This is a genomic window from Campylobacter sp. RM12651, from assembly GCF_022369475.1.
In the GTDB taxonomy this organism is placed as follows: domain Bacteria; phylum Campylobacterota; class Campylobacteria; order Campylobacterales; family Campylobacteraceae; genus Campylobacter_E.
On the sequence record NZ_CP059600.1, the window covers coordinates 348,775 to 367,031 of the forward strand.

Annotated in this window: 23 protein-coding genes and 1 tRNA gene; 19 read left to right on the forward strand and 5 right to left on the reverse strand. The window is 27.5% G+C overall.

Features of this window, described 5'->3' with window-relative positions; translation table 11 throughout:
- Position 1: 1 nt before the first annotated feature.
- Genes radA through AVBRAN_RS01770 form a run of 3 tightly spaced genes read right to left on the reverse strand, consistent with a single transcriptional unit; the run spans position 2 to position 2,773 of the window.
- On the reverse strand, positions 2 to 1,330 hold the full coding sequence (gene radA / locus AVBRAN_RS01760; protein WP_214115925.1) for a DNA repair protein RadA: 1,329 nt from the start codon (positions 1,328 to 1,330) through the stop codon (positions 2 to 4).
- Entirely contained in the window at positions 1,323 to 2,198 is an 876-nt protein-coding gene (gene ftsY / locus AVBRAN_RS01765) for a signal recognition particle-docking protein FtsY (RefSeq protein WP_214119726.1), read from the reverse strand. Before ftsY ends, radA begins: the two co-directional genes overlap by 8 nt.
- Positions 2,198 to 2,773 carry a TlpA disulfide reductase family protein gene (locus AVBRAN_RS01770; protein ID WP_214115921.1) on the reverse strand — a complete coding sequence of 192 codons (576 nt, stop codon included), beginning with the start codon at positions 2,771 to 2,773 and terminating at the stop codon, positions 2,198 to 2,200. Before AVBRAN_RS01770 ends, ftsY begins: the two co-directional genes overlap by 1 nt.
- 45 nt (positions 2,774 to 2,818) lie before the next feature.
- Between AVBRAN_RS01770 and AVBRAN_RS01775 the strand changes: the two genes are divergently transcribed.
- The 9 genes from AVBRAN_RS01775 to AVBRAN_RS01815 are packed head-to-tail and all read left to right on the forward strand — an operon-like array spanning position 2,819 to position 9,496.
- Complete coding sequence (locus tag AVBRAN_RS01775) at positions 2,819 to 3,373, forward strand: 5-formyltetrahydrofolate cyclo-ligase (RefSeq protein WP_214115919.1); 555 nt, start codon at positions 2,819 to 2,821, stop codon at positions 3,371 to 3,373.
- The gene (gene rny, locus AVBRAN_RS01780) at positions 3,360 to 4,940 is read left to right on the forward strand and encodes a ribonuclease Y (protein WP_214115917.1); all 1,581 of its coding nucleotides are present in this window, start codon (positions 3,360 to 3,362) and stop codon (positions 4,938 to 4,940) included. Before AVBRAN_RS01775 ends, rny begins: the two co-directional genes overlap by 14 nt.
- Positions 4,940 to 5,488 (forward strand): DedA family protein, encoded by a 549-nt coding sequence (locus AVBRAN_RS01785; RefSeq protein WP_214120024.1) that lies wholly within the window; start codon positions 4,940 to 4,942, stop codon positions 5,486 to 5,488. Before rny ends, AVBRAN_RS01785 begins: the two co-directional genes overlap by 1 nt.
- The gene (locus tag AVBRAN_RS01790) at positions 5,485 to 6,264 is read left to right on the forward strand and encodes a DUF535 family protein (RefSeq protein ID WP_214115907.1); all 780 of its coding nucleotides are present in this window, start codon (positions 5,485 to 5,487) and stop codon (positions 6,262 to 6,264) included. Before AVBRAN_RS01785 ends, AVBRAN_RS01790 begins: the two co-directional genes overlap by 4 nt.
- Positions 6,265 to 6,299: 35 nt before the next feature.
- Entirely contained in the window at positions 6,300 to 6,560 is a 261-nt protein-coding gene (locus AVBRAN_RS01795) for an RNA-binding S4 domain-containing protein (protein ID WP_214115905.1), read from the forward strand.
- Positions 6,544 to 6,942, forward strand: coding sequence for a tRNA (adenosine(37)-N6)-threonylcarbamoyltransferase complex ATPase subunit type 1 TsaE (tsaE, locus tag AVBRAN_RS01800; protein WP_239803385.1), 399 nt, complete (start codon positions 6,544 to 6,546; stop codon positions 6,940 to 6,942). Before AVBRAN_RS01795 ends, tsaE begins: the two co-directional genes overlap by 17 nt.
- On the forward strand, positions 6,929 to 7,651 hold the full coding sequence (gene lptB, locus AVBRAN_RS01805; RefSeq protein WP_214115900.1) for an LPS export ABC transporter ATP-binding protein: 723 nt from the start codon (positions 6,929 to 6,931) through the stop codon (positions 7,649 to 7,651). Before tsaE ends, lptB begins: the two co-directional genes overlap by 14 nt.
- Positions 7,651 to 8,877 carry an RNA polymerase factor sigma-54 gene (locus AVBRAN_RS01810; protein ID WP_214115898.1) on the forward strand — a complete coding sequence of 409 codons (1,227 nt, stop codon included), beginning with the start codon at positions 7,651 to 7,653 and terminating at the stop codon, positions 8,875 to 8,877. The genes lptB and AVBRAN_RS01810 overlap by 1 nt, the downstream gene beginning before the upstream one ends.
- Positions 8,878 to 8,881: 4 nt before the next feature.
- Complete coding sequence (locus tag AVBRAN_RS01815; protein WP_239803386.1) at positions 8,882 to 9,496, forward strand: YggS family pyridoxal phosphate-dependent enzyme; 615 nt, start codon at positions 8,882 to 8,884, stop codon at positions 9,494 to 9,496.
- 322 nt (positions 9,497 to 9,818) lie between these two features.
- On the opposite strand, the gene galE is transcribed toward AVBRAN_RS01815, so the two are convergent.
- Both galE and truD read right to left on the reverse strand, forming a co-directional pair.
- A complete protein-coding gene (galE, locus tag AVBRAN_RS01820) occupies positions 9,819 to 10,805 on the reverse strand; it encodes a UDP-glucose 4-epimerase GalE (protein ID WP_239803387.1) in 987 nt (328 codons plus the stop codon).
- The gene (gene truD, locus AVBRAN_RS01825) at positions 10,802 to 11,887 is read right to left on the reverse strand and encodes a tRNA pseudouridine(13) synthase TruD (protein WP_214115891.1); all 1,086 of its coding nucleotides are present in this window, start codon (positions 11,885 to 11,887) and stop codon (positions 10,802 to 10,804) included. The genes galE and truD overlap by 4 nt, the downstream gene beginning before the upstream one ends.
- A 64-nt stretch (positions 11,888 to 11,951) precedes the next feature.
- Between truD and AVBRAN_RS01830 the strand changes: the two genes are divergently transcribed.
- The 10 genes from AVBRAN_RS01830 (at position 11,952) to AVBRAN_RS01875 (ending at position 18,257) form a co-directional block, all read left to right on the forward strand.
- The gene (locus AVBRAN_RS01830) at positions 11,952 to 12,578 is read left to right on the forward strand and encodes a DUF5644 domain-containing protein (RefSeq protein ID WP_214115889.1); all 627 of its coding nucleotides are present in this window, start codon (positions 11,952 to 11,954) and stop codon (positions 12,576 to 12,578) included.
- On the forward strand, positions 12,575 to 13,210 hold the full coding sequence (locus AVBRAN_RS01835; RefSeq protein WP_239803388.1) for a hypothetical protein: 636 nt from the start codon (positions 12,575 to 12,577) through the stop codon (positions 13,208 to 13,210). Before AVBRAN_RS01830 ends, AVBRAN_RS01835 begins: the two co-directional genes overlap by 4 nt.
- On the forward strand, positions 13,207 to 13,533 hold the full coding sequence (locus AVBRAN_RS01840) for an ornithine carbamoyltransferase (protein ID WP_214115885.1): 327 nt from the start codon (positions 13,207 to 13,209) through the stop codon (positions 13,531 to 13,533). The genes AVBRAN_RS01835 and AVBRAN_RS01840 overlap by 4 nt, the downstream gene beginning before the upstream one ends.
- The gene (locus AVBRAN_RS01845) at positions 13,523 to 14,077 is read left to right on the forward strand and encodes an RsmD family RNA methyltransferase (RefSeq protein WP_214120018.1); all 555 of its coding nucleotides are present in this window, start codon (positions 13,523 to 13,525) and stop codon (positions 14,075 to 14,077) included. The genes AVBRAN_RS01840 and AVBRAN_RS01845 overlap by 11 nt, the downstream gene beginning before the upstream one ends.
- Before the next feature lie 98 nt (positions 14,078 to 14,175).
- Positions 14,176 to 14,490: a F0F1 ATP synthase subunit C gene (locus tag AVBRAN_RS01850; protein ID WP_214115881.1), complete on the forward strand. Its 315-nt coding sequence runs from the start codon at positions 14,176 to 14,178 to the stop codon at positions 14,488 to 14,490.
- Positions 14,491 to 14,516: 26 nt separating this feature from the next.
- A tRNA-Leu gene (locus AVBRAN_RS01855) sits at positions 14,517 to 14,601 on the forward strand.
- A gap of 30 nt (positions 14,602 to 14,631) precedes the next feature.
- Positions 14,632 to 14,997, forward strand: coding sequence for a chemotaxis response regulator CheY (locus AVBRAN_RS01860; protein WP_214115879.1), 366 nt, complete (start codon positions 14,632 to 14,634; stop codon positions 14,995 to 14,997).
- 2 nt (positions 14,998 to 14,999) lie between these two features.
- Positions 15,000 to 15,827, forward strand: a complete 828-nt coding sequence (locus AVBRAN_RS01865; RefSeq protein ID WP_214120017.1) for a 50S ribosomal protein L11 methyltransferase — start codon at positions 15,000 to 15,002, stop codon at positions 15,825 to 15,827.
- Positions 15,820 to 17,673 (forward strand): ATP-dependent zinc metalloprotease FtsH, encoded by a 1,854-nt coding sequence (gene ftsH / locus AVBRAN_RS01870; RefSeq protein WP_214115875.1) that lies wholly within the window; start codon positions 15,820 to 15,822, stop codon positions 17,671 to 17,673. The genes AVBRAN_RS01865 and ftsH overlap by 8 nt, the downstream gene beginning before the upstream one ends.
- Positions 17,670 to 18,257, forward strand: coding sequence for a hypothetical protein (locus AVBRAN_RS01875; RefSeq protein ID WP_239803389.1), 588 nt, complete (start codon positions 17,670 to 17,672; stop codon positions 18,255 to 18,257). The genes ftsH and AVBRAN_RS01875 overlap by 4 nt, the downstream gene beginning before the upstream one ends.

The window sequence follows — 18,257 nt, forward strand, 5'->3', positions numbered from 1 at the left end:
CTTACATCCATTCTAAAACTTGAGCTAACTCATTAGCTACAAAGCATTTAATACCTTTAAAATTACTTTTATTTGGAATTATAGCATTTTTAAAGCCTTGATTTTTTGCTTCATTAAGTCTAATATCAAGGCTAAAAACTTCGCAAATTCCACCATTTAAACTAAGCTCCCCAATAAATACACTCTCATTGCTTAAAACTCTATTTTTAAAGCTAGATATTATAGCAGCTGCAACTGCTAAATCAGCAGCAGTCTCGCTAACTTTTATCCCACCGCTAATATTTATAAATACATCATATCTTGCAAGTGGAATTTCTAATTTTCTCTCAAGCAAGGCTAAAATCATATCAAGTCTATTTCTATCAAATCCAGTTGCACTTCTTTTAGCATAAGCACTTTCGCATACTAAAGCCTGAACTTCAAGAGTAATTGCTCTGCTACCTTCTAAAATAATAGTTAGAGCACTTCCTGCATGATTTTTACCTACAAATCTAGTTTTAATATTGTTTGCACTTATAAGTCCATTTTCACTCATTTGCCAAATGCCTATTTCGCTAGTGCTTCCGAAACGATTTTTAAAGCCCCTTAAAATTCTTAATTCCTTACTAGCATCACCTTCAAAATAAAGCACCACATCAACCATATGCTCAAGCACTCTAGGTCCTGCAATTGAGCCTTCTTTAGTGATATGTCCTATTATAAATGTGCTAATATTATTGCTTTTGCTTAGTTTCATTAGCTCAAATGTAAGCTCTCTTACTTGAGTGATTGAACCAGCACACGAACTTATATTTTCTGAATAAATAGTTTGAATACTATCTATAATTAAGACTTCATAATTATTGCTTAAAACTTCATTTTTAATATTTTCAAAACATAATTCAGTTAATAAAAACAAATTATCTTCATTAGCATTTAATCTATTTGCACGAAGTTTTATTTGACTTTTACTCTCTTCAGCACTAACATAAAGGACTTTTTTGCCATTTTTTGCTAAGTTTGCAGCGGTTTTTAAGAGTAAAGTTGATTTGCCAACACCAGGAGAGCCACCTAGTAAAACTAATGAGCCTACAACAAGCCCGCCACCTAAAACCAAATCAAGCTCTTTATCATAAGTTGAAAATCTATCAACTTGCTCAATTAAAACTTCTTTAATGCTAACTGCTTTGTTTGAATTTGGTTTTATTTCGTTTTTTAATACTTCAATTTGAGTTTGATTTAATTCTAAATATGAATTAAATGCCCCACATTCAGGGCATTTGCCTAAAAATCTAATTTGTTGATTACCACAAGCTTGGCATTCATAAAGGCTTGATTTTTTCTTAGCCATTGTTAAAAATTCCGTCTAAAAGAACCTTTAAATATTCATTTGCTTTAAAAGGAGCAATATCATTTGCACCTTCTCCATATCCAAAATATAAAATTGGTAGCTCTAATTCTCTTGCGATTGCAAATAATGAACCACCTTTACTTGTTCCATCAAGTTTAGTAATAATTACTCCATCAAGCTTTACTAAATCATTAAAAACTTTTGCTTGATTAATACCACTATTTCCTTGAGTTGCATCTAGGACTAGAATTTTTCTATGTGGAGCGTTTTCATAAGCACGAGATGAAATTCTTATTATTTTTTCTAGTTCATTTGCTAGATTTTTTTTATTTTCTAATCTTCCTGCTGTATCAATAATAACATTATCATAACCTTTGCTAAGTGCTTTAGTAATGGTATCAAAAGCAACTGCACTTGGGTCATGCCCTTGCTTAGTGCTTACAATATCGCAATTATTTTTACTAGCCCAAAGTTCAAGTTGCATAATTGCACCTGCTCTAAAAGTATCACAAGCTCCTAGTAAAACTTTTTTGCCTTGATTTTTATAAAAATTACTTAATTTTCCTATGGTTGTAGTCTTTCCTACTCCATTTACACCTAATATCAATTCTACAAATGGTTTATCATTAGAATTTGAATTAGGATTTTCATACATAAAATATGAGCTCATTACTCTTTCTAAATCTGCTCTTTCAACTATATCTTTAGGCGGTAAGTAGTATAAAATCTCTTCTACTATTTCATAAGTAATATCAGCATTTACTAGCATTTCTTCTAATAAATCTTTACTTATTTTTTCGTTTTTTGGTTTTACTTGATTTATAGCTTCAAGTGTTTTTGCTAAGCCTTTTTTTAAAAAATCTAACATTATTTCATAACCTTTTGAATATCAATATCAAGCATTTCTTCATAAACTGCACCTAGATAGTTGTTTATATTTTTACCATTTTGGTCGTATAAAGCAATATATGGAATGCCGTTAATTTCTCCTAAAACTTTTAAAAATGTGTAATTATTATCACCTGTAACAATATCATAGCTAATACCATTATCCTTAATAAATTTAGCTATTTCTTCATCACTTTTATCTTCTAATAAAACGCCAATAACTCTTAATCTATCTTTATATTTTAATGCTAAATCATTTAAGTGTGGAATTTCAGCCTTGCAAGGTGGGCACCAAGTAGTAAAGAAATTAAATAATATAATTTTATCATTTGAAGTAAATTCTAAGTCTTTATTATCATTATTAATTCTTTTAATTTCAAAAATCTCATCGCTATTATAAAATTTTAAAGAGAATTTAATTAGTCTATTAAAATCAGGTTCTTTTTTAACTTCAACTTGAGTAATTTGTTCGCTTTCTTCTTCTTTTTTATCTTCTTTCTTATCAAAACAAGCTGTAAAAAACAATAAAGCAACGCTTAGCAATATAGCTTTCATTTTAATTCCTTATGTAATATGCTTATAAATTTTTTAGGTTAGATTATGGATAAAAAGTTAATAAGAGAAAAATTTCATAAAGAAAATTATAAATTTTGTAAAAATTACGGAAGTTTTAGAGCTATTTTAAAAATAATATCTAAAGTTAAAACAAATAAAAAATTAAATCTTTTAATTTATATTGCAAAAGATAAAGAAATAAATCTATATAAATACAAAAGATTTTTATGTAAAAAATTCAATATTTATATTCCAAAAATGCTTAGTGATAATAGTTTAGCTTTTAATAAATTAAGGTTTCCATTAAGTGAAGTTAGATTTAAAATAAAAGAAAGCTCAAGTAAGATTGAAAATGTTAAAATTGATATTGCAATTATACCTGTTTTAGGAATTGATAAAGATTTTAGAAGAGTAGGTTTTGGCAAAGGATTTTACGATAGAACTTTTTCTAAAATTGATTATGATTTATTAATTATTTTTATTCAAAATATAAAATCCGTTACTAAAAACAAAATTTGTTTAAAATCGGATATTCAAGGCGATTTTTATATCGCAAATGGTAAAACAATAAAAAGAAAGAGAAGTTATGACATTAGTTGAAATTATATCGTTATTAGCGGTATTTATTCTAGGAGGAGCATTAGGGGTTTTAGTAGCCAAAAGAATACACGAAGCTCATTTTAAAATTCACGAAGAACAAGCAAAAGCAAAAGCAAAAGTGATTGAATATGAAGCTGAAAAAATACTAAGAAATGCTGATAAAGTTCTAGAAAATGCCAAAGCAAGTGAGGGTAAGATTGAGTTGAGTTATAAAAAATCTTATGATGAAAAGATTTTAGAACTTCAAAAAGAACACGATAAGAAAATTCTAGAAATTGAGAAAAAAGAGCAAATTCTAGCAATAAACGAACAAAAATTAGATGAATTTAAAGCAAGTATTGTAAAAAGCGAGCAAGCTGCAAATGAATTGATGGAAGAAGCAAATATGCTTAAAAAATCTTGCGAAGCAAAAATGCAAGAATTATTAAGCAGTATTGAAAATATAAGTGGTTTAACTCAAAGCGAAGCAAGAGAATTAGTAATAAATCAAGCTAAAGAAGATGCAAGAGATGAAATCGCTCATATCGTAAGAAAATGCGAAGAAGAAGCAAAATCTCAAGCAAAGGCAAAAGCAGGATATATCCTAGCACAAGCTACTACTAGATTTGCAGGTGAATATGCAAGTGAGAGATTAATTAGCGTAATAAATCTTAAAAGCGATGATTTAAAAGGAAGAATTATCGGTAAAGAAGGAAGAAATATAAAAACACTTGAAATGGTTTTAGGTGTTGATGTAATTATTGATGATACTCCAAACGCAATTATTATTAGCTCATTTAATGTTTTACGCCGTGCAATTGCTAAAAAAGTAATTGATTTATTAATAGATGATGGAAGAATTCAGCCAGCTAGAATTGAAGAATTACACGAAAGAGTTTCAAAAGAATTTGAAGAAGAAATGTTTAACGAAGGTCAAAATATCATAATGGATTTAGGACTTACAAAAATGGCCCCTGAATTAGTAAAATTAATTGGCCGTTTAAAATATCGTGCAAGTTACGGACAAAACGCATTAGCACATAGCTTAGAAGTTGCACATTTAGCAGGAATTATCGCAGCTGAATGTGGTGGTAATACAAGACTTGCAAGGCGTGCTGGAATTTTACATGATATTGGCAAGGCTTTAACTCACGAATATGAAGGTAGCCATGTTGATTTAGGTGCTATGGTTTGTGAAAGGCACAAAGAGCATCCTGTGGTATTAAACGCTATTTTTGCTCATCACGGGCATGAAGATGCTTTAAGTATTGAAGCTGCTGCAGTTTGCACGGCTGATGTTTTAAGTGCGGCAAGACCAGGTGCTAGAAGAGAAGTTTTAGAAGCGTTTTTAAAGCGTGTTAGTGAGCTTGAAGCTATTGCAAAACAACATTCTCAAGTTAAAAAAGCTTATGCAATTAATGCTGGTCGTGAAATTAGAGTTATTGTAAATGCTAAGCTAATTAATGATGATGAAAGTGTTCTTTTAGCTAAAGAAATAGCTAGTGAAATAACAAGCAGCTTACAATTTCCAGGAGAAATTAAAGTAAATGTTATCCGTGAAACTAGAGCTGTGGAGCTAGCGAAATAATGCAAGAATTTATAGAAAAATTTGTAGAATACGGATATATTTTAGTATTTTTATACTCTTTAGGCGGCGGTATGTTAGCACTGCTTGCCTTAGGAGTGTTTGCAAGTGCTTATAATGTAAATCCTTATATTAGTATTTTAGTAGCTTTTGTAGGTAATTTTCTAGGCTCATCGGCTTTATTTTATTTTACTAGAGCTAGTAAAAAAGACTTTCAAAAACATCTTGTAAAGCATAAAAGAAAACTAGCTCTTTTAGTAGTTTTATTTAGAAAAAATGGCTTTATTTTTACTTTAGTTTGTAAGTTTGTTTATGGGCTTAAAACCTTAGGTCCAATAGCAGCTGAGATTTCAAAATTAAGCTTTTTTAGATTTAGTATTTATAATTTAATTTCTTGTTTTGTTTGGGCTGTTGTGGTGTTTTATGCGGCGTTTTATTTAGGAGATAGCTTGGCTAAAACTTTTGATGAATATTCATCTTATATGCCAATTATTTTACTTGTTTTATTGATTGTAATTTTCACATATTTAAAAATAAAAGCGAAGAAATGAAGAGCAAAAAATTATTAAATATTAGATTTTTTTTAAGAAAGATAATTCATTTTAAAAATCATAAATTCCTAAATCAAATTCTACTAGATTATCCGAAATTATCTAAGAAATTTAGCGAGAATTTAAAATATCACAATGATATGTTATGCAAAAAATACGGGGCTACTAATTTTACTTTTGAATATTCAAATGAATGTTTTAAAAGGGATTTAGAAATTATTACAAATAGATTTTTGGATATTTTAAGTAATGATGAGATTATTTTTAACGAATTTGATTTAAAAATTACGCTTAGCTCAAATCCTAAAGTAATTAGCGAAGGACTTTTTACAATTCATTTGCATTATAAAAATGAGCTTTTATATTCTTTAAGTTTTGTTTTATTAAATGATGCTTTATTAATCACAGCTTTACAAGGTAATTTAAATACTAAAGATGAGATAAAAGAATTTACTAAAGTTTATTTTGGCTTAAGACCGCTTAATTTTATTATATTTTTTGCTTTTATTTTTGCTGAGTTTTTAGGTATAAATAAAGTTTGCGGAGTAAAGGATAGATTTTTAGTATCAAGATTTAAACGCAATAGAAAAAGAGATGGAAGAGTATTTGTAATACCAAATTATGACGAAATATGGCAAGAAAATACAAAAATTATTAAAGAAGAAAAATCATTTTATGTATTAGAATATTTGCAAAAAGATTTAGAAGAAATACCATCAAAAAAACGCTCAATGTATAAAAAAAGATTTGAGTTCTTAAAAACGATTAAATTGTAAGCAATAATTATTCCTAACTAGCTAAAATGCTCTTTATGAGAGTAGATAAATTTTTAAATGCAGTAAATATCACAAAACGCCGTTCAATTTCACTTGATATGTGTAAAAACGGCGTAATTTGTATAAATGGAAATGTTGTTAAACCTAGTAAAGAAGTAAAAGTTGGCGATATTATAAGTCTAAATCTTTTAAACGAGCAAATTAGATTTAAGGTATTAGCTTTACCTACAACCAAAAATGTAGCTAAAGCAAAATCAAATGAATATGTGGAAAAACTAGATGATAATCAAGGCTAATTTAGATAATTTAGATTTAGTGGTAAATGAGTTTGGCGATAATGGGATTTATTTATTGCAAGGCGATTTAGCTAGTGGCAAGACTACTTTAGTAAATAAAATAGCAAATAAAAAATTAAATCAAAAAGCAATTTCTCCAACTTTTAGTGTATTAAATACTTATAAAAACGATACTAATACGATTTATCATTATGATATTTATCAAAAAGGAACAAAAGCTTTTATAGAAAATGGTTTGTTTGAGAATTTGTTTAATGATGGTCTTCATTTAATTGAATGGGCTGATGATGATTTTATAAAAATATTAGAGCAATTTGCACTTGAATACAAGATTGTAAAAATTAGCGCTAATAATGAAGGTAGGCTTTATGAGTTTAGTTAATTTAAAAGCGTGTGGTTTAAAAAAAAGTATAAAAAATATAGAAATTATAAAAAATGTAGATATTAGTATGGATAATTCTCAAATAGTAGGATTGTTTGGAAGTAATGGTGCAGGAAAAACTACTACATTTTATATGATTTGCGGACTTGTTAGCCCTAGTGCTGGGGATATTTTTTTAGATGATTTAAATATTACTAACGAGCCACTTCATAAACGCGCAATTCTAGGCATTGGTTATTTACCACAAGATTCAAGCGTTTTAAAAGATTTAAGTGTTTGGGAAAATATGCAAATTGCAGCAGAGCTTAAAGGGCTTAAAAATATAGATGAATTAATAGAAGAAAAATTAAATCTTTTAAAGATTTATGATAGAAAAGACCGCCTTGCAAAAAGTCTTAGCGGTGGGGAGCGTCGTAGATTAGAAATAGCTAGAGCTTTAGTTTTAGAGCCTAAGTTTTTATTACTTGATGAGCCTTTTGCTGGGGTTGATCCAAAAAGTATTAATGATGTTCAAAGCATTATTAAGGATTTAAAAGATTTAAATATAGGCGTATTAATTACTGACCATAATGTCCGTGAGACCCTTAGGATTTGCGATAAAGCTTATGTTTTAGATAGCGGTAGTATTTTAGCTAGTGGAAGTGCTAAAGAAATTGCAAATAATGAAATAGTAAAAAGCAAATATTTAGGTAAAAACTTTTCTTTATAATGTTAAAAGTCCGTCAGCAAGTAAGCCAAAAGCCAAAATTATCTCAAACCCTTAGAAGCTGGTTGCCACTGCTTCAAGCTAGTAGTGATGATTTAGAAGATGAAGTAAATAATCTAGCAAAAGATAATCCTTGTATAAAAATTAGCTCAAAAAAAGAAATAAATGATAAAAAATCTAACAAAAGTATAAGACAATTATATTCTAAAGGTGGTGGTTTGATTGAAGAATTAAATATCGCTAAAAAAAGCATATATGATGATTTAGAATTACAGCTTAATAAGACTTTATTTCCTACTCAAAAATCTCAAGAAATTGCAAGAATTATTATAAGTTGTCTTGATGAGAATGGATATTTTGTATATGATGAAAATATTTGTTTAGGATATTTATTAGAAGATATAGAAAAAGTTAGAAAGAGATTTTGCTACCTTGAGCCTTTAGGAGTTGGTGCGATTAATTATATTGAAGCTTTAGAGTTTTGCTTATTGAATGCGAATTTAGAAAATGAATTATTTTTATTATGTAAAAAGCTTATAAATGATTTAGATAATTTATCAAAATATACTAAAAATCCTTTATATAAAGACGCAATAAGAATTATAAAAAGCTTTAATCTACCGCCTTTTATTGATGATTTAGAAGATAGCAAAGAGATTATCCCTGATATTTATATCTTAAATGAGAATGGAAAATTAGAAATAATTATCAATGATGATTATTATCCGCAGATTGAAATTCAAGACTATAAAGAGTTAAAAGAACAAGTAAAAAATGCTAAAAATTTAGTAGATGCTTTAGAGATGAGAAAGGCGACTTTAAAAAAACTTGCCTTAATGATAGTTGAATATCAATATGATTATTTTTTAGGTGGAGATATTAAGCCATTAAAAATGCAGGATTTAGCAACCGAACTTGATAGAAATACTAGCACAATTAGCCGCGCAATAGCTAATAAATACATTAGCTCAAATCGTGGGATAATAGCTATTAAAGACTTTTTTGCAGCAGAATTAAACGATGGCACAAGTAATAAAACCATCAAAGAATTTGTAAGTGAATTAATCAAAAATGAAAATCACTTAAAACCTTTAAGCGATCAATTAATTTTAGAAAAAATAGAAAAAGAATTTAATGTAAAAATAGTAAGAAGAACTATCACAAAATATAGAAAATTACTAGATATTCCAAGCTCAAGCGAGAGAAAAAAATTATATTCATTAAGGTAGAAAAATGACTTATTTAGAACTAAAAGAAAAATATAAAGATATAAGAATTATAGCGGTTAGTAAATATACAACAGATGAGAAAATAATGGCTTTACATAAATTAGGACAAATTGAATTTGGCGAAAACAAAGTGCAAGATTTAGCTAGAAAAAAAGCTGAATTATCAAGTGATATTAACTGGCATTTCATAGGAAATTTGCAAAAAAACAAAGCTAATTTACTTATAAAAACAAAGCCTGTTATGTGGCAAAGCTGTACTAACTTAGAACTTGCAAAATATGTTGATGCTAGACTTGATTATGAGCTAGATACTTTGCTTGAGATAAATGTGGCTAACGAAGATAGCAAGGCTGGTATTAATCCAAGTAAAGCGATTGATGAGTATTTAGCGATTAAACAAAATTGTAAATTCATAAAACCTGTAGGAGTTATGTGTATAGGTGCTATGAGCGATGATATTAAGCAAATTATTAAGAGTTTTGATTTGTGTTATAAGATTTATGATGAGCTTAAAAAAGATGGAGCTAGGATTTGCTCTATGGGTATGAGTAGTGATTATGAAATAGCTATTAAAAGTGGAGCAAATATGATACGCTTAGGCAGTGTGCTATTTAATTAATAAAATAAATTTTCATTTTATAAGATAAGTTTTTATAGTTGTAGTTATCTTAATTTTTATATAAAATATTATTAAATAATAAGAGCTATTTTAAGATATTATTTTTTAGTTTTATATAAAGTTTTGATTTTAAATTCCAAAATCTTTAATATCGTAAATATTGTTTATTACAAATACAAAATAAAATATATATAAGTTCTAAAATATCTTTATATTTAAAATATTGAAATTAACAATATAATACCAATTTGCCTTTTATTTTAAAGTATTATCTCCTATTTTAAATTCTTAAAATGTATTGAATTTAAAATAGGAATTGAGTTTATATTTTTAACTCCCATTCATAAGCGCTTTTGCAAATTAATTCAAGGTTGTCGTTACTATATTTCCAGTCTGTTAAAGAAGTTATTTTTTTATTAGATGCTACAAGTGAGCTAGGATCTCCTGTGCGTCTATCTGCCATTTCTACTTTAAAATCATTACCACTGATTTTTTTCATAATATCAATTACTTCTTTTACGCTAGTTCCTTTTGAGTACCCAACATTAAAGGCTTGACTTGTTTTTTGGTTTTTTAAATATTTTAATGCTTCAATATGTGCGATAGCCAAGTCATCAACGTGTATATAATCCCTTACGCAAGTTCCATCAGGGGTATTATAATCATTACCATATAAATACATTTTATCTCTTTTATTAGCAGCACATTCAGCAGCTATTTTTATAAGTAAGCTAGATTTACTAAATTGACCTAAAGGTGCAATTAGGCTTGCTCCTGCAACATTAAAGTATCTTAATGCTATGAAATTAAATTCTTTCTTAGCATTTGATAAATCATTTAATATATATTCGCCTATTAGTTTTGTTAAACCATAAGGATTTATAGGATTTTTTGGAGTATCTTCTGTGATTAATTCATTAGTTTTTGGTTCTCCATAAGTTGCAGCAGAACTTGAGAAAATAAAATTATTAATATCGTATTTTTCACAAATTTTTAATAAATTAATCATATTTGATACATTATTATCATGATATTTTAATGGATTTTGCGTGCTTTCAAATACGCTAGTATTAGCTGCAAAATGCACTACACAATCTATTTTATTATTGGTTACTATTTGTTCTATTAGTTCTAAATTTCCAAAATTTCCTTCGTAGAATTTAAAATTATCAAATTTATTTAACACTTCTAAAGCCCTTGCATTTCCAGTGCTAATATTATCAATACCTATAACTTTATAATTATTCTTTAAAAAATGATAACTTGTAATTGAGCCAATATAACCTGCTGCGCCTGTAATTAAAATCATTCTTCGTTCCTTTCTAAATGTATTATTTCATCAAGCACGACTGTTGCGTATGAGCCTTTTTGTAGGCTAAATTCAAGGCTAAGTTGTGCTAATTCTTCATTATAGTTAATTTTTTCATCATTTGTGTAAGTCCATAAATATCTTCTTGAACCATTTTGAGTTTTTAATAAATCAAAATAATCCTTATATATGCTATTTTCAATTTCACCTAAAAAACCTTCATTTAATTTAGGCTTATTTCCTAGTATCAATCCAGAAGGGCTAATATCCCTTGCTAAAAATCTTTTTAAACCATCTTCTAAATTCTCATTAAATACCTTGCCGTAAGGATAATGCTCATATATTTCATTATCAAATAATTTAAAAAATTGTTCTTGTTTTTTTAGATTTTCAACTAAAGTTTTATCCTTATAAAGTGCTAATAATTCTTGTTTAGAAAAATCATTGCTAAATCTTGAAATTTCTATTCTTTTTGATAAATATGTGTTGAATAATTCGCTTTGAAATGCAGAAATTAAAAAGTTATTTAATTTATTATTTTTAAATTTTAATTCGTTTTTTAATATTTCTAAGCCTGTTTTTGCATTATCATTATCTTTGCCAAAACGCTGATAGCCATAATAATTAGGAAAGCCATTTTCTTTAATATTTGTAAAAATTTGCTCAATCTTTAAGGCGTCAATTTTATTAACTTTTTTTAATCTTATAAAAAATGAATTACCTTTTAAATGTCCGATTTTTAATTTATTATTGTGTAAAAAAGTATCAATAATTTTACATTTTTCATGAGAAAATTTAGCTAATTCTTTCTCGTATTTTTTAGGCATTGAAATGTATTGAAATGTAAGTCCTTGCTTGTCTTTAAGACCTGCGTAACCAAAATCTTTTGCTTTAATTCCTGTTGCTGCACTTAAATCTTTTAAAAGTTCATTTGTGCTTAAATCTTTCTTTTGTATATGTAAAATCAAATGCTCTCCAGAGCCACTAAATTCGTATAATGGTATTTCACGCACTACGAAATCGCTAGAATTTTTTGAAAAATAAACATTGATTTTTGAATGAGTGTTTGCTCTTAAATACATATTAAATCCTTTTAATAATTTATAACATTTTTTTGATATAAATTAGTAAAAAAGGAATTTTGTTATGAGAAGTTTTATTTTAAGAGTATTTAGATTTGATGCTAGTAGAGATTATGAGTTTTACTATAAGCCATATGAGATTAATTTAAAAGACATTAACGATAGTTCTACACTTTACGATGTTTTAGGGTTAGTAAAACAACAAGATAGATATTTTAATATGCCAGATTGTAATGAATTTGTAAGGATTGAAAATAAAGTTTTATCACTTAATACAAACATAAATGAACTTATTAAAAAATTTGGAAATGATTTTTGTGTAAGTGCAATTGATTTAAAAAGAGCAAAGCTTGATTTAATGTGTGATGATAGTGATTTTATAAAAGTTTTTGATTATTTTAAAAATATTTGCAATGCAGATGATTATAAAGATTATTTAACTTATAAATTTTTATATTATGCAAGTGATATTCGTGAATATAATGATGAATTTTTAGGTGATAGTGCGTTTGTGTTTGCAAATAAATTATTAGAAAAATATCCTAATAAAAGAAAAGATATTTTAGATATTGTTTTTGATAAGGAAAAAGGAATTGAGTATAGTGTAAGCTTAAAACCATTTTTATATAGTGATTATGAAAAATATGAAGAAATTAAAAATTCTTTAAAACATCAAAAGGAGATTAGATGATAACTTTAATAAATGATGATTTTAATTTTTCTAATTTATTAAAAGGTGATTATAGAAAAACCTATGTAAAAACACCTAGTTTTATGAGTGAATATAAAGCAGATGAATATAAAAAAGAATTTGATTCTTGTTTAGGAGAGATGAATTTAATCTGCGATACTAGTATTTTAGATTATGCAAAGAAAAATTATAAAAATGCTTCATGTGTTATTCAAGATTTACAAAATATAGAAATTAAAAACGATTTTAATGGTTTTAATGTAGCTGTTTATCGTGGTTTTACCATTGATTTATTTTTACATTTTTTAAAAAAGACTAAGGCAAAATTAATAAATTATGAAACTCAAGAATTTGAAAATGGTTTTAGATTTTTAGAATTTGATAAGCAAATAGCTTATAAAAAAGCAGCTAAGATAGTTTTAGATGCTTATGATAGCGGTGCTGATTTTTTAGTAGTTGGCGATAGTTTAAGCTTTAAAATGTTTGATACTTTAAGTGGCGAATTACAAAAAGTATCTAATAGAGATTTTAGTGATTTTTATATTTTACATATGGCTGAGTTTATAAGTTTAGCTAATGGTAATATTCCAGCTAGTCTTAAAGACCATAAATTAAAGGTTAGTTTGGTATGAAAATAGCCATTGCGTGCAAAGATATTTTATTAGAAAAGACTTTAATATTATTTTTACAAGATTATTTAGCAAATAAAAAAGATTGCGATTTTTTAATCACTGATGAAAAATTAATGCACGCAAAAAAACCACAATTTATAATAGGTTTTAATAATGCACATTTAAAATTGCCTTTTAGTAAAGAGCAATTAATTGATGCTTTATATGAGTTTTCAAGCACAATAAATCAAGATGATAATAAGGTTTTAAGTTTTGAAGAAAAACTTGATAAATTACTTAATAAATTTAAATATGATTTACTTCAATTAATGTATGAAAAATAATGTTTTAAGAGTTCAGAGCGGTTTTTTAAAAGGTAAAATTTTAGAAAATCCATCAAAAGATACCACAAGAGCTACAAAAAGTATAGTTAAGTCTTGTGTTTTTAATGTTTTAAGAGATGAATTAAGGGAATATGTTTTTATAGAAGCATTTGGCGGTAGTGCTAGTATGGCGATTGAGGCTATAAGTAATTATGCTAAAAAGGCATTTGCTATTGAGATTGATAAATTAGCGTATAAAAGTGCTTTAAAAAATACAAAAGATTTAAATATAGAAGTTTTAAATGACGATACTTTTAAAGCTTTACCTAATATTATTGCCAAATTACAAAATGAAAAAACTATTCTTTATTTAGACCCGCCATTTGATATTAGAGATGGTTTTAGTGATGTATATTTGAAAATCAAGAATTTGTATGAGAATTTAGATTGTGATATTGTCATTATAGAGCATTCTAGCAAGGTTGAATTTGCATCTTTAAAATATACCTTATTTAAGGTAAAAAAATTCGGCAACACAACTCTTAGTTTTTTTACTAGGTCTTAATTTATTTACTTTAGCTTAATAGAATATAGAGCATAATTTTTTTAGTAGGGATACGCAAGCCGAAAGGAAAATTATATATATTTTTATTAGGAGATTTTATGAAAAAGTTTTTATTAGTTTTACTTGCTTTTTCTAGTGTTGCTTTTGCTGCAGAAACTGAAATCGGTAGCGAGTTATTAAAAGCTTGTTCTGTTTTAGCTGCTGGTATTGGCTTAGGTGTTGCTGCACTTGGTGGTGCTATTGGTATGGGTCATGCTGCTGCTGCGACTATTGCAGGAACTGCTAGAAACCCTAGTTTAGGTGGTAAATTATCAACAACTATGTTTATTGCTATTGCGTTAATTGAAGCACAAGTAATTTATGCTCTAGTTATTGGATTAGTATTATTATACGCTAACCCATTTTTAGGATAATTTTAGGCTACTTTTGTAGCCTTTTTGCGTTTATGGTGGAATTGGTAGACACGCTATCTTGAGGGGGTAGTGCCAACAGGTGTGCGAGTTCAAGTCTCGCTAAACGCACCATGAAAAATAATATTACAAAAGGATTTTGAAGTGAAATTATTAGTAGTAGATGATAGCTCTACAATGAGAAGAATTATTAAAAATACTTTACAAAGATTAGGTCATGAGGATGTTTTAGAAGCTGAACATGGCGTGGAAGCTTGGGGATTGTTATGTGCAAATAGCGATATTGATGTTTTAATAACAGATTGGAATATGCCTGAAATGAATGGTCTTGAACTTGTTAAAAAAGTAAGAGCTGAAGCTAAATATGCAGATATGCCAATCATCATGGTAACTACTGAAGGTGGTAAAGCAGAAGTTATTACAGCATTAAAAGCTGGTGTTAATAACTATATAGTAAAACCTTTTACTCCACAAGTATTAAAAGAAAAATTAGAAGATGTTTTAGGATAATTATGCGTAATACTTATCAAGAATTAGTTATTAAAACAAATAATTTGGAGTTTATTAGTGATTTTGTATTTGCGTTTGATGTTGATGCAATTGAAGAAAAAAATGATGAATTAATTGTAAGAAGTGATAATAATCTTGATGATTTAGTTTTTGCGTTAGGCGAGTTAAAACAAAAACTTAATGATGCTAATTTAAATATTAATCTTACTTATGAACTTTGTGAAAAAGAGAATAAGGATTGGATTAATGAATATAAGAAAAATATAAAGCCAATTTTAATAGATAATATATATATACATACTACTTGGCAAGAGCCTAAAGCAGGCTATGTAAATCTAAAAATAGATCCAGCTTTAGCTTTTGGCTCAGGTCATCATGAAAGCACAAATTCTTGTGTAGAATTTTTGCAAAAATATTATAAAGGTTGCAAAACAGGTCTTGATGTAGGATGTGGTAGTGGAATTTTGTCTTTAGTTATGGCTAATTATGGTATTAGTGTTGATTCTTGTGATACTGATGAATTAGCAATTATGAGTACTAAAAATAATTTTGAGTTAAATAATCTTAAAATTAATAATATTTGGCAAGGTTCTTGTGATAAAGCCAAAAAGAAATATGATTTAGTAGTAGCAAATATAATTGCCGATGTGATATTAATTATTAAAAATGATTTGATAAAAAGTCTTAATGAGAACGGAGTTTTAATTCTTTCTGGTATTTTAAATACTTATTCTGAAAGGATTAAAAGTCAATTTTCTTCACTAACTTTAGTTGATGAGAAAATAAAAGGAGATTGGCTAACTTTAGTTTATAAGGTGAAAAATGAATAATAATGAAAATAAGAATTCTAATAAAAATCCAATAGTTATATTTTTAATTTTTTCACTATTGGTATTTGGTGGGTTTTCTTTATTTTTTGAAGAAGGTGGAATAGCTGATAATGGAAATAAAATAAGTTATTCTGACTTTAAGAAAAAAATAGAGACAGGTGAAATAACAAAAGTTCAAATAGGACAAACTCAAATAAAAGGTAGCGGGCTTAACTCTAGTTATACTGCAAACTTAGTAAGAGATTCAAATCTTACTACTTTACTTGATAGTAAAAATGTAAATTACACATCTTATTCTGAAAATAACTTTTTATCTAATTTATTATTTACTTGGATAATTCCAATTTTTATATTTTTTGCTATTTGGGGATTTATTACAAACAGAATGCAAAAGAAAATGGGTGGCGGAATTTTAGGAATTGGAAACTCAAAAAAATTAGTAAATTCTGAAAAACCAAAAGTAAAATTTGATGATGTAGCAGGTGTAGAAGAAGCAAAAGAAGAAGTAAAGGAAATAGTAGATTTTCTAAAATATCCAGAAAGATATATTAAATTAGGTGCTAAAATTCCAAAAGGTTTATTGTTAGTTGGACCTCCAGGCACAGGTAAAACTCTTTTAGCAAAAGCAGTTGCAGGTGAAGCCGATGTTCCATTTTTTAGTGTTTCGGGTTCAAGTTTTATAGAAATGTTTGTAGGTGTTGGCGCTAGTCGTGTTAGAGATTTATTTGAAAACGCTAAAAAAGAAGCTCCGGCAATTATTTTTATAGATGAAATTGATGCTATTGGTAAATCTCGTGCAGCAGGTTCACATATGGGCGGGCACGATGAAAGGGAACAAACTTTAAATCAGCTTTTAGCTGAAATGGATGGGTTTGGTTCAGAAAGCCCTGTAATTGTATTAGCAGCTACAAATAGACCTGAAGTGCTAGATGCAGCATTACTTAGACCGGGTCGTTTTGATAGACAAGTTTTAGTTGATAAGCCAGATTTTAAAGGAAGATGCGATATTTTAAGCGTTCATATGAAAGATGTAAAAATTGCTAAAGAAGTTAAAGTTGAAGATATTGCAAGACTTACGGCAGGACTTGCTGGAGCTGATTTGGCAAATATAATAAATGAAGCTGCATTACTTGCAGGAAGAAATAATAAAAAAGAAGTAGAGCAAGGCGATTTAACTGAAGCAGTTGAAAGAGCTATTGCAGGACTTGAGAAAAAATCAAGAAGAATAAGTGATAAAGAGAAAAAAATTGTAACATATCATGAGTGTGGACATGCTTTAATAGCAGAGACAACAAAAGGTGCTAAAAAAGTTACAAAAGTTTCTGTTATTCCTAGAGGTTTAGCAGCGCTTGGTTATACTTTAAATACTCCTGAAGAAAATAAATTCTTAATGCAAAGACACGAGTTGATTGCAGAAGTTGATGTTCTTTTAGGTGGTCGTGCAGCTGAGCATGTATTTATTAAAGAGATTTCAACAGGTGCTAGTAATGATTTAGAAAGAGCAACCGATATTATAAAAGCAATGGTTTCTATGTATGGTATGAGTGATATTGCTGGGCTTATGGTTTTAGAAAAACAAAGAAATCAATTCTTAGGTGGTGGTCAAACTATCAAGGATTATTCAGATGATATGGCTCATAAATTAGATGAATATGTTAAAAACTTACTTGATGAGAGATTTAAATCTGTTGTTGCTACTTTAGAACAATATAGTGGAGCAATTGAAACAATGGTTGAAAAACTTTATGAAAAAGAAGTAATAGAAGGTAGTGAAGTAAGAGAAATAATTAAAAATTATGAAATAGAAAATAATTTTGAAACTAGATTAAGTGAGATAGAAAAATGAATTTAATAGCAAATTGTGGAAAAAAGATAATATTAATTGCTTGGATAATATTTATATTATTTACTTTAATATTTTCTTTTTCTTGTTTGTTATTTTTAATTTTAGTATTACTACATTTATTTTATAAAAGGGTTGAGAGAGAAATAACTGATTATGATAATAATACTATAGTAAGTCCAATTGATGCAAAGGTAGTTGGAATATATGTTGATGAAGATAATAAAAATATAGTATTAACTTTAGAAAAAAATTATTTTAGCTTATTTTTAAATTCTTCAGAAATTAGAAGTGTGATAAAGTCTGAAGATATTTATAAAAAGCAATTTAATGGTTTAAAATATAATGATAATTTTTATTCAAATGCTACTGAAATAGTATTTAATAAAGATATTTCATTAATTTTAAAACCTGCTAGGTATTGTGTAAATTCTTTTTATGACATAAAAAAAGCTTTTAAAGGTCAAAGAATTGGATTTTTTTCAACAGGATTAGTTGATATAAAATTACCATATAATTGCACTTTATTAGTTGGAATGCACGATAAAATCTTAGCTAATGCAGATATTGCAAAGATTGGAGAATAA

Coding starts and splice junctions, on each gene's coding strand:
- AVBRAN_RS01845 (WP_214120018.1), top strand. CDS start 13,523: ATGAAAAATAATGTTTTAAGAGTTCAGAGCGGTTTTTTAAAAGGTAAA.
- tsaE (WP_239803385.1), top strand. CDS start 6,544: ATGATAATCAAGGCTAATTTAGATAATTTAGATTTAGTGGTAAATGAG.
- AVBRAN_RS01840 (WP_214115885.1), top strand. CDS start 13,207: ATGAAAATAGCCATTGCGTGCAAAGATATTTTATTAGAAAAGACTTTA.
- AVBRAN_RS01770 (WP_214115921.1), bottom strand. CDS start 2,773: ATGAAAGCTATATTGCTAAGCGTTGCTTTATTGTTTTTTACAGCTTGT.
- AVBRAN_RS01790 (WP_214115907.1), top strand. CDS start 5,485: ATGAAGAGCAAAAAATTATTAAATATTAGATTTTTTTTAAGAAAGATA.
- AVBRAN_RS01795 (WP_214115905.1), top strand. CDS start 6,300: ATGAGAGTAGATAAATTTTTAAATGCAGTAAATATCACAAAACGCCGT.
- AVBRAN_RS01835 (WP_239803388.1), top strand. CDS start 12,575: ATGATAACTTTAATAAATGATGATTTTAATTTTTCTAATTTATTAAAA.
- AVBRAN_RS01850 (WP_214115881.1), top strand. CDS start 14,176: ATGAAAAAGTTTTTATTAGTTTTACTTGCTTTTTCTAGTGTTGCTTTT.
- AVBRAN_RS01865 (WP_214120017.1), top strand. CDS start 15,000: ATGCGTAATACTTATCAAGAATTAGTTATTAAAACAAATAATTTGGAG.
- rny (WP_214115917.1), top strand. CDS start 3,360: ATGACATTAGTTGAAATTATATCGTTATTAGCGGTATTTATTCTAGGA.
- ftsY (WP_214119726.1), bottom strand. CDS start 2,198: ATGTTAGATTTTTTAAAAAAAGGCTTAGCAAAAACACTTGAAGCTATA.
- AVBRAN_RS01775 (WP_214115919.1), top strand. CDS start 2,819: ATGGATAAAAAGTTAATAAGAGAAAAATTTCATAAAGAAAATTATAAA.
- AVBRAN_RS01810 (WP_214115898.1), top strand. CDS start 7,651: ATGTTAAAAGTCCGTCAGCAAGTAAGCCAAAAGCCAAAATTATCTCAA.
- AVBRAN_RS01815 (WP_239803386.1), top strand. CDS start 8,882: ATGACTTATTTAGAACTAAAAGAAAAATATAAAGATATAAGAATTATA.
- lptB (WP_214115900.1), top strand. CDS start 6,929: ATGAGTTTAGTTAATTTAAAAGCGTGTGGTTTAAAAAAAAGTATAAAA.
- galE (WP_239803387.1), bottom strand. CDS start 10,805: ATGATTTTAATTACAGGCGCAGCAGGTTATATTGGCTCAATTACAAGT.
- AVBRAN_RS01830 (WP_214115889.1), top strand. CDS start 11,952: ATGAGAAGTTTTATTTTAAGAGTATTTAGATTTGATGCTAGTAGAGAT.
- radA (WP_214115925.1), bottom strand. CDS start 1,330: ATGGCTAAGAAAAAATCAAGCCTTTATGAATGCCAAGCTTGTGGTAAT.
- AVBRAN_RS01875 (WP_239803389.1), top strand. CDS start 17,670: ATGAATTTAATAGCAAATTGTGGAAAAAAGATAATATTAATTGCTTGG.
- AVBRAN_RS01785 (WP_214120024.1), top strand. CDS start 4,940: ATGCAAGAATTTATAGAAAAATTTGTAGAATACGGATATATTTTAGTA.
- truD (WP_214115891.1), bottom strand. CDS start 11,887: ATGTATTTAAGAGCAAACACTCATTCAAAAATCAATGTTTATTTTTCA.
- ftsH (WP_214115875.1), top strand. CDS start 15,820: ATGAATAATAATGAAAATAAGAATTCTAATAAAAATCCAATAGTTATA.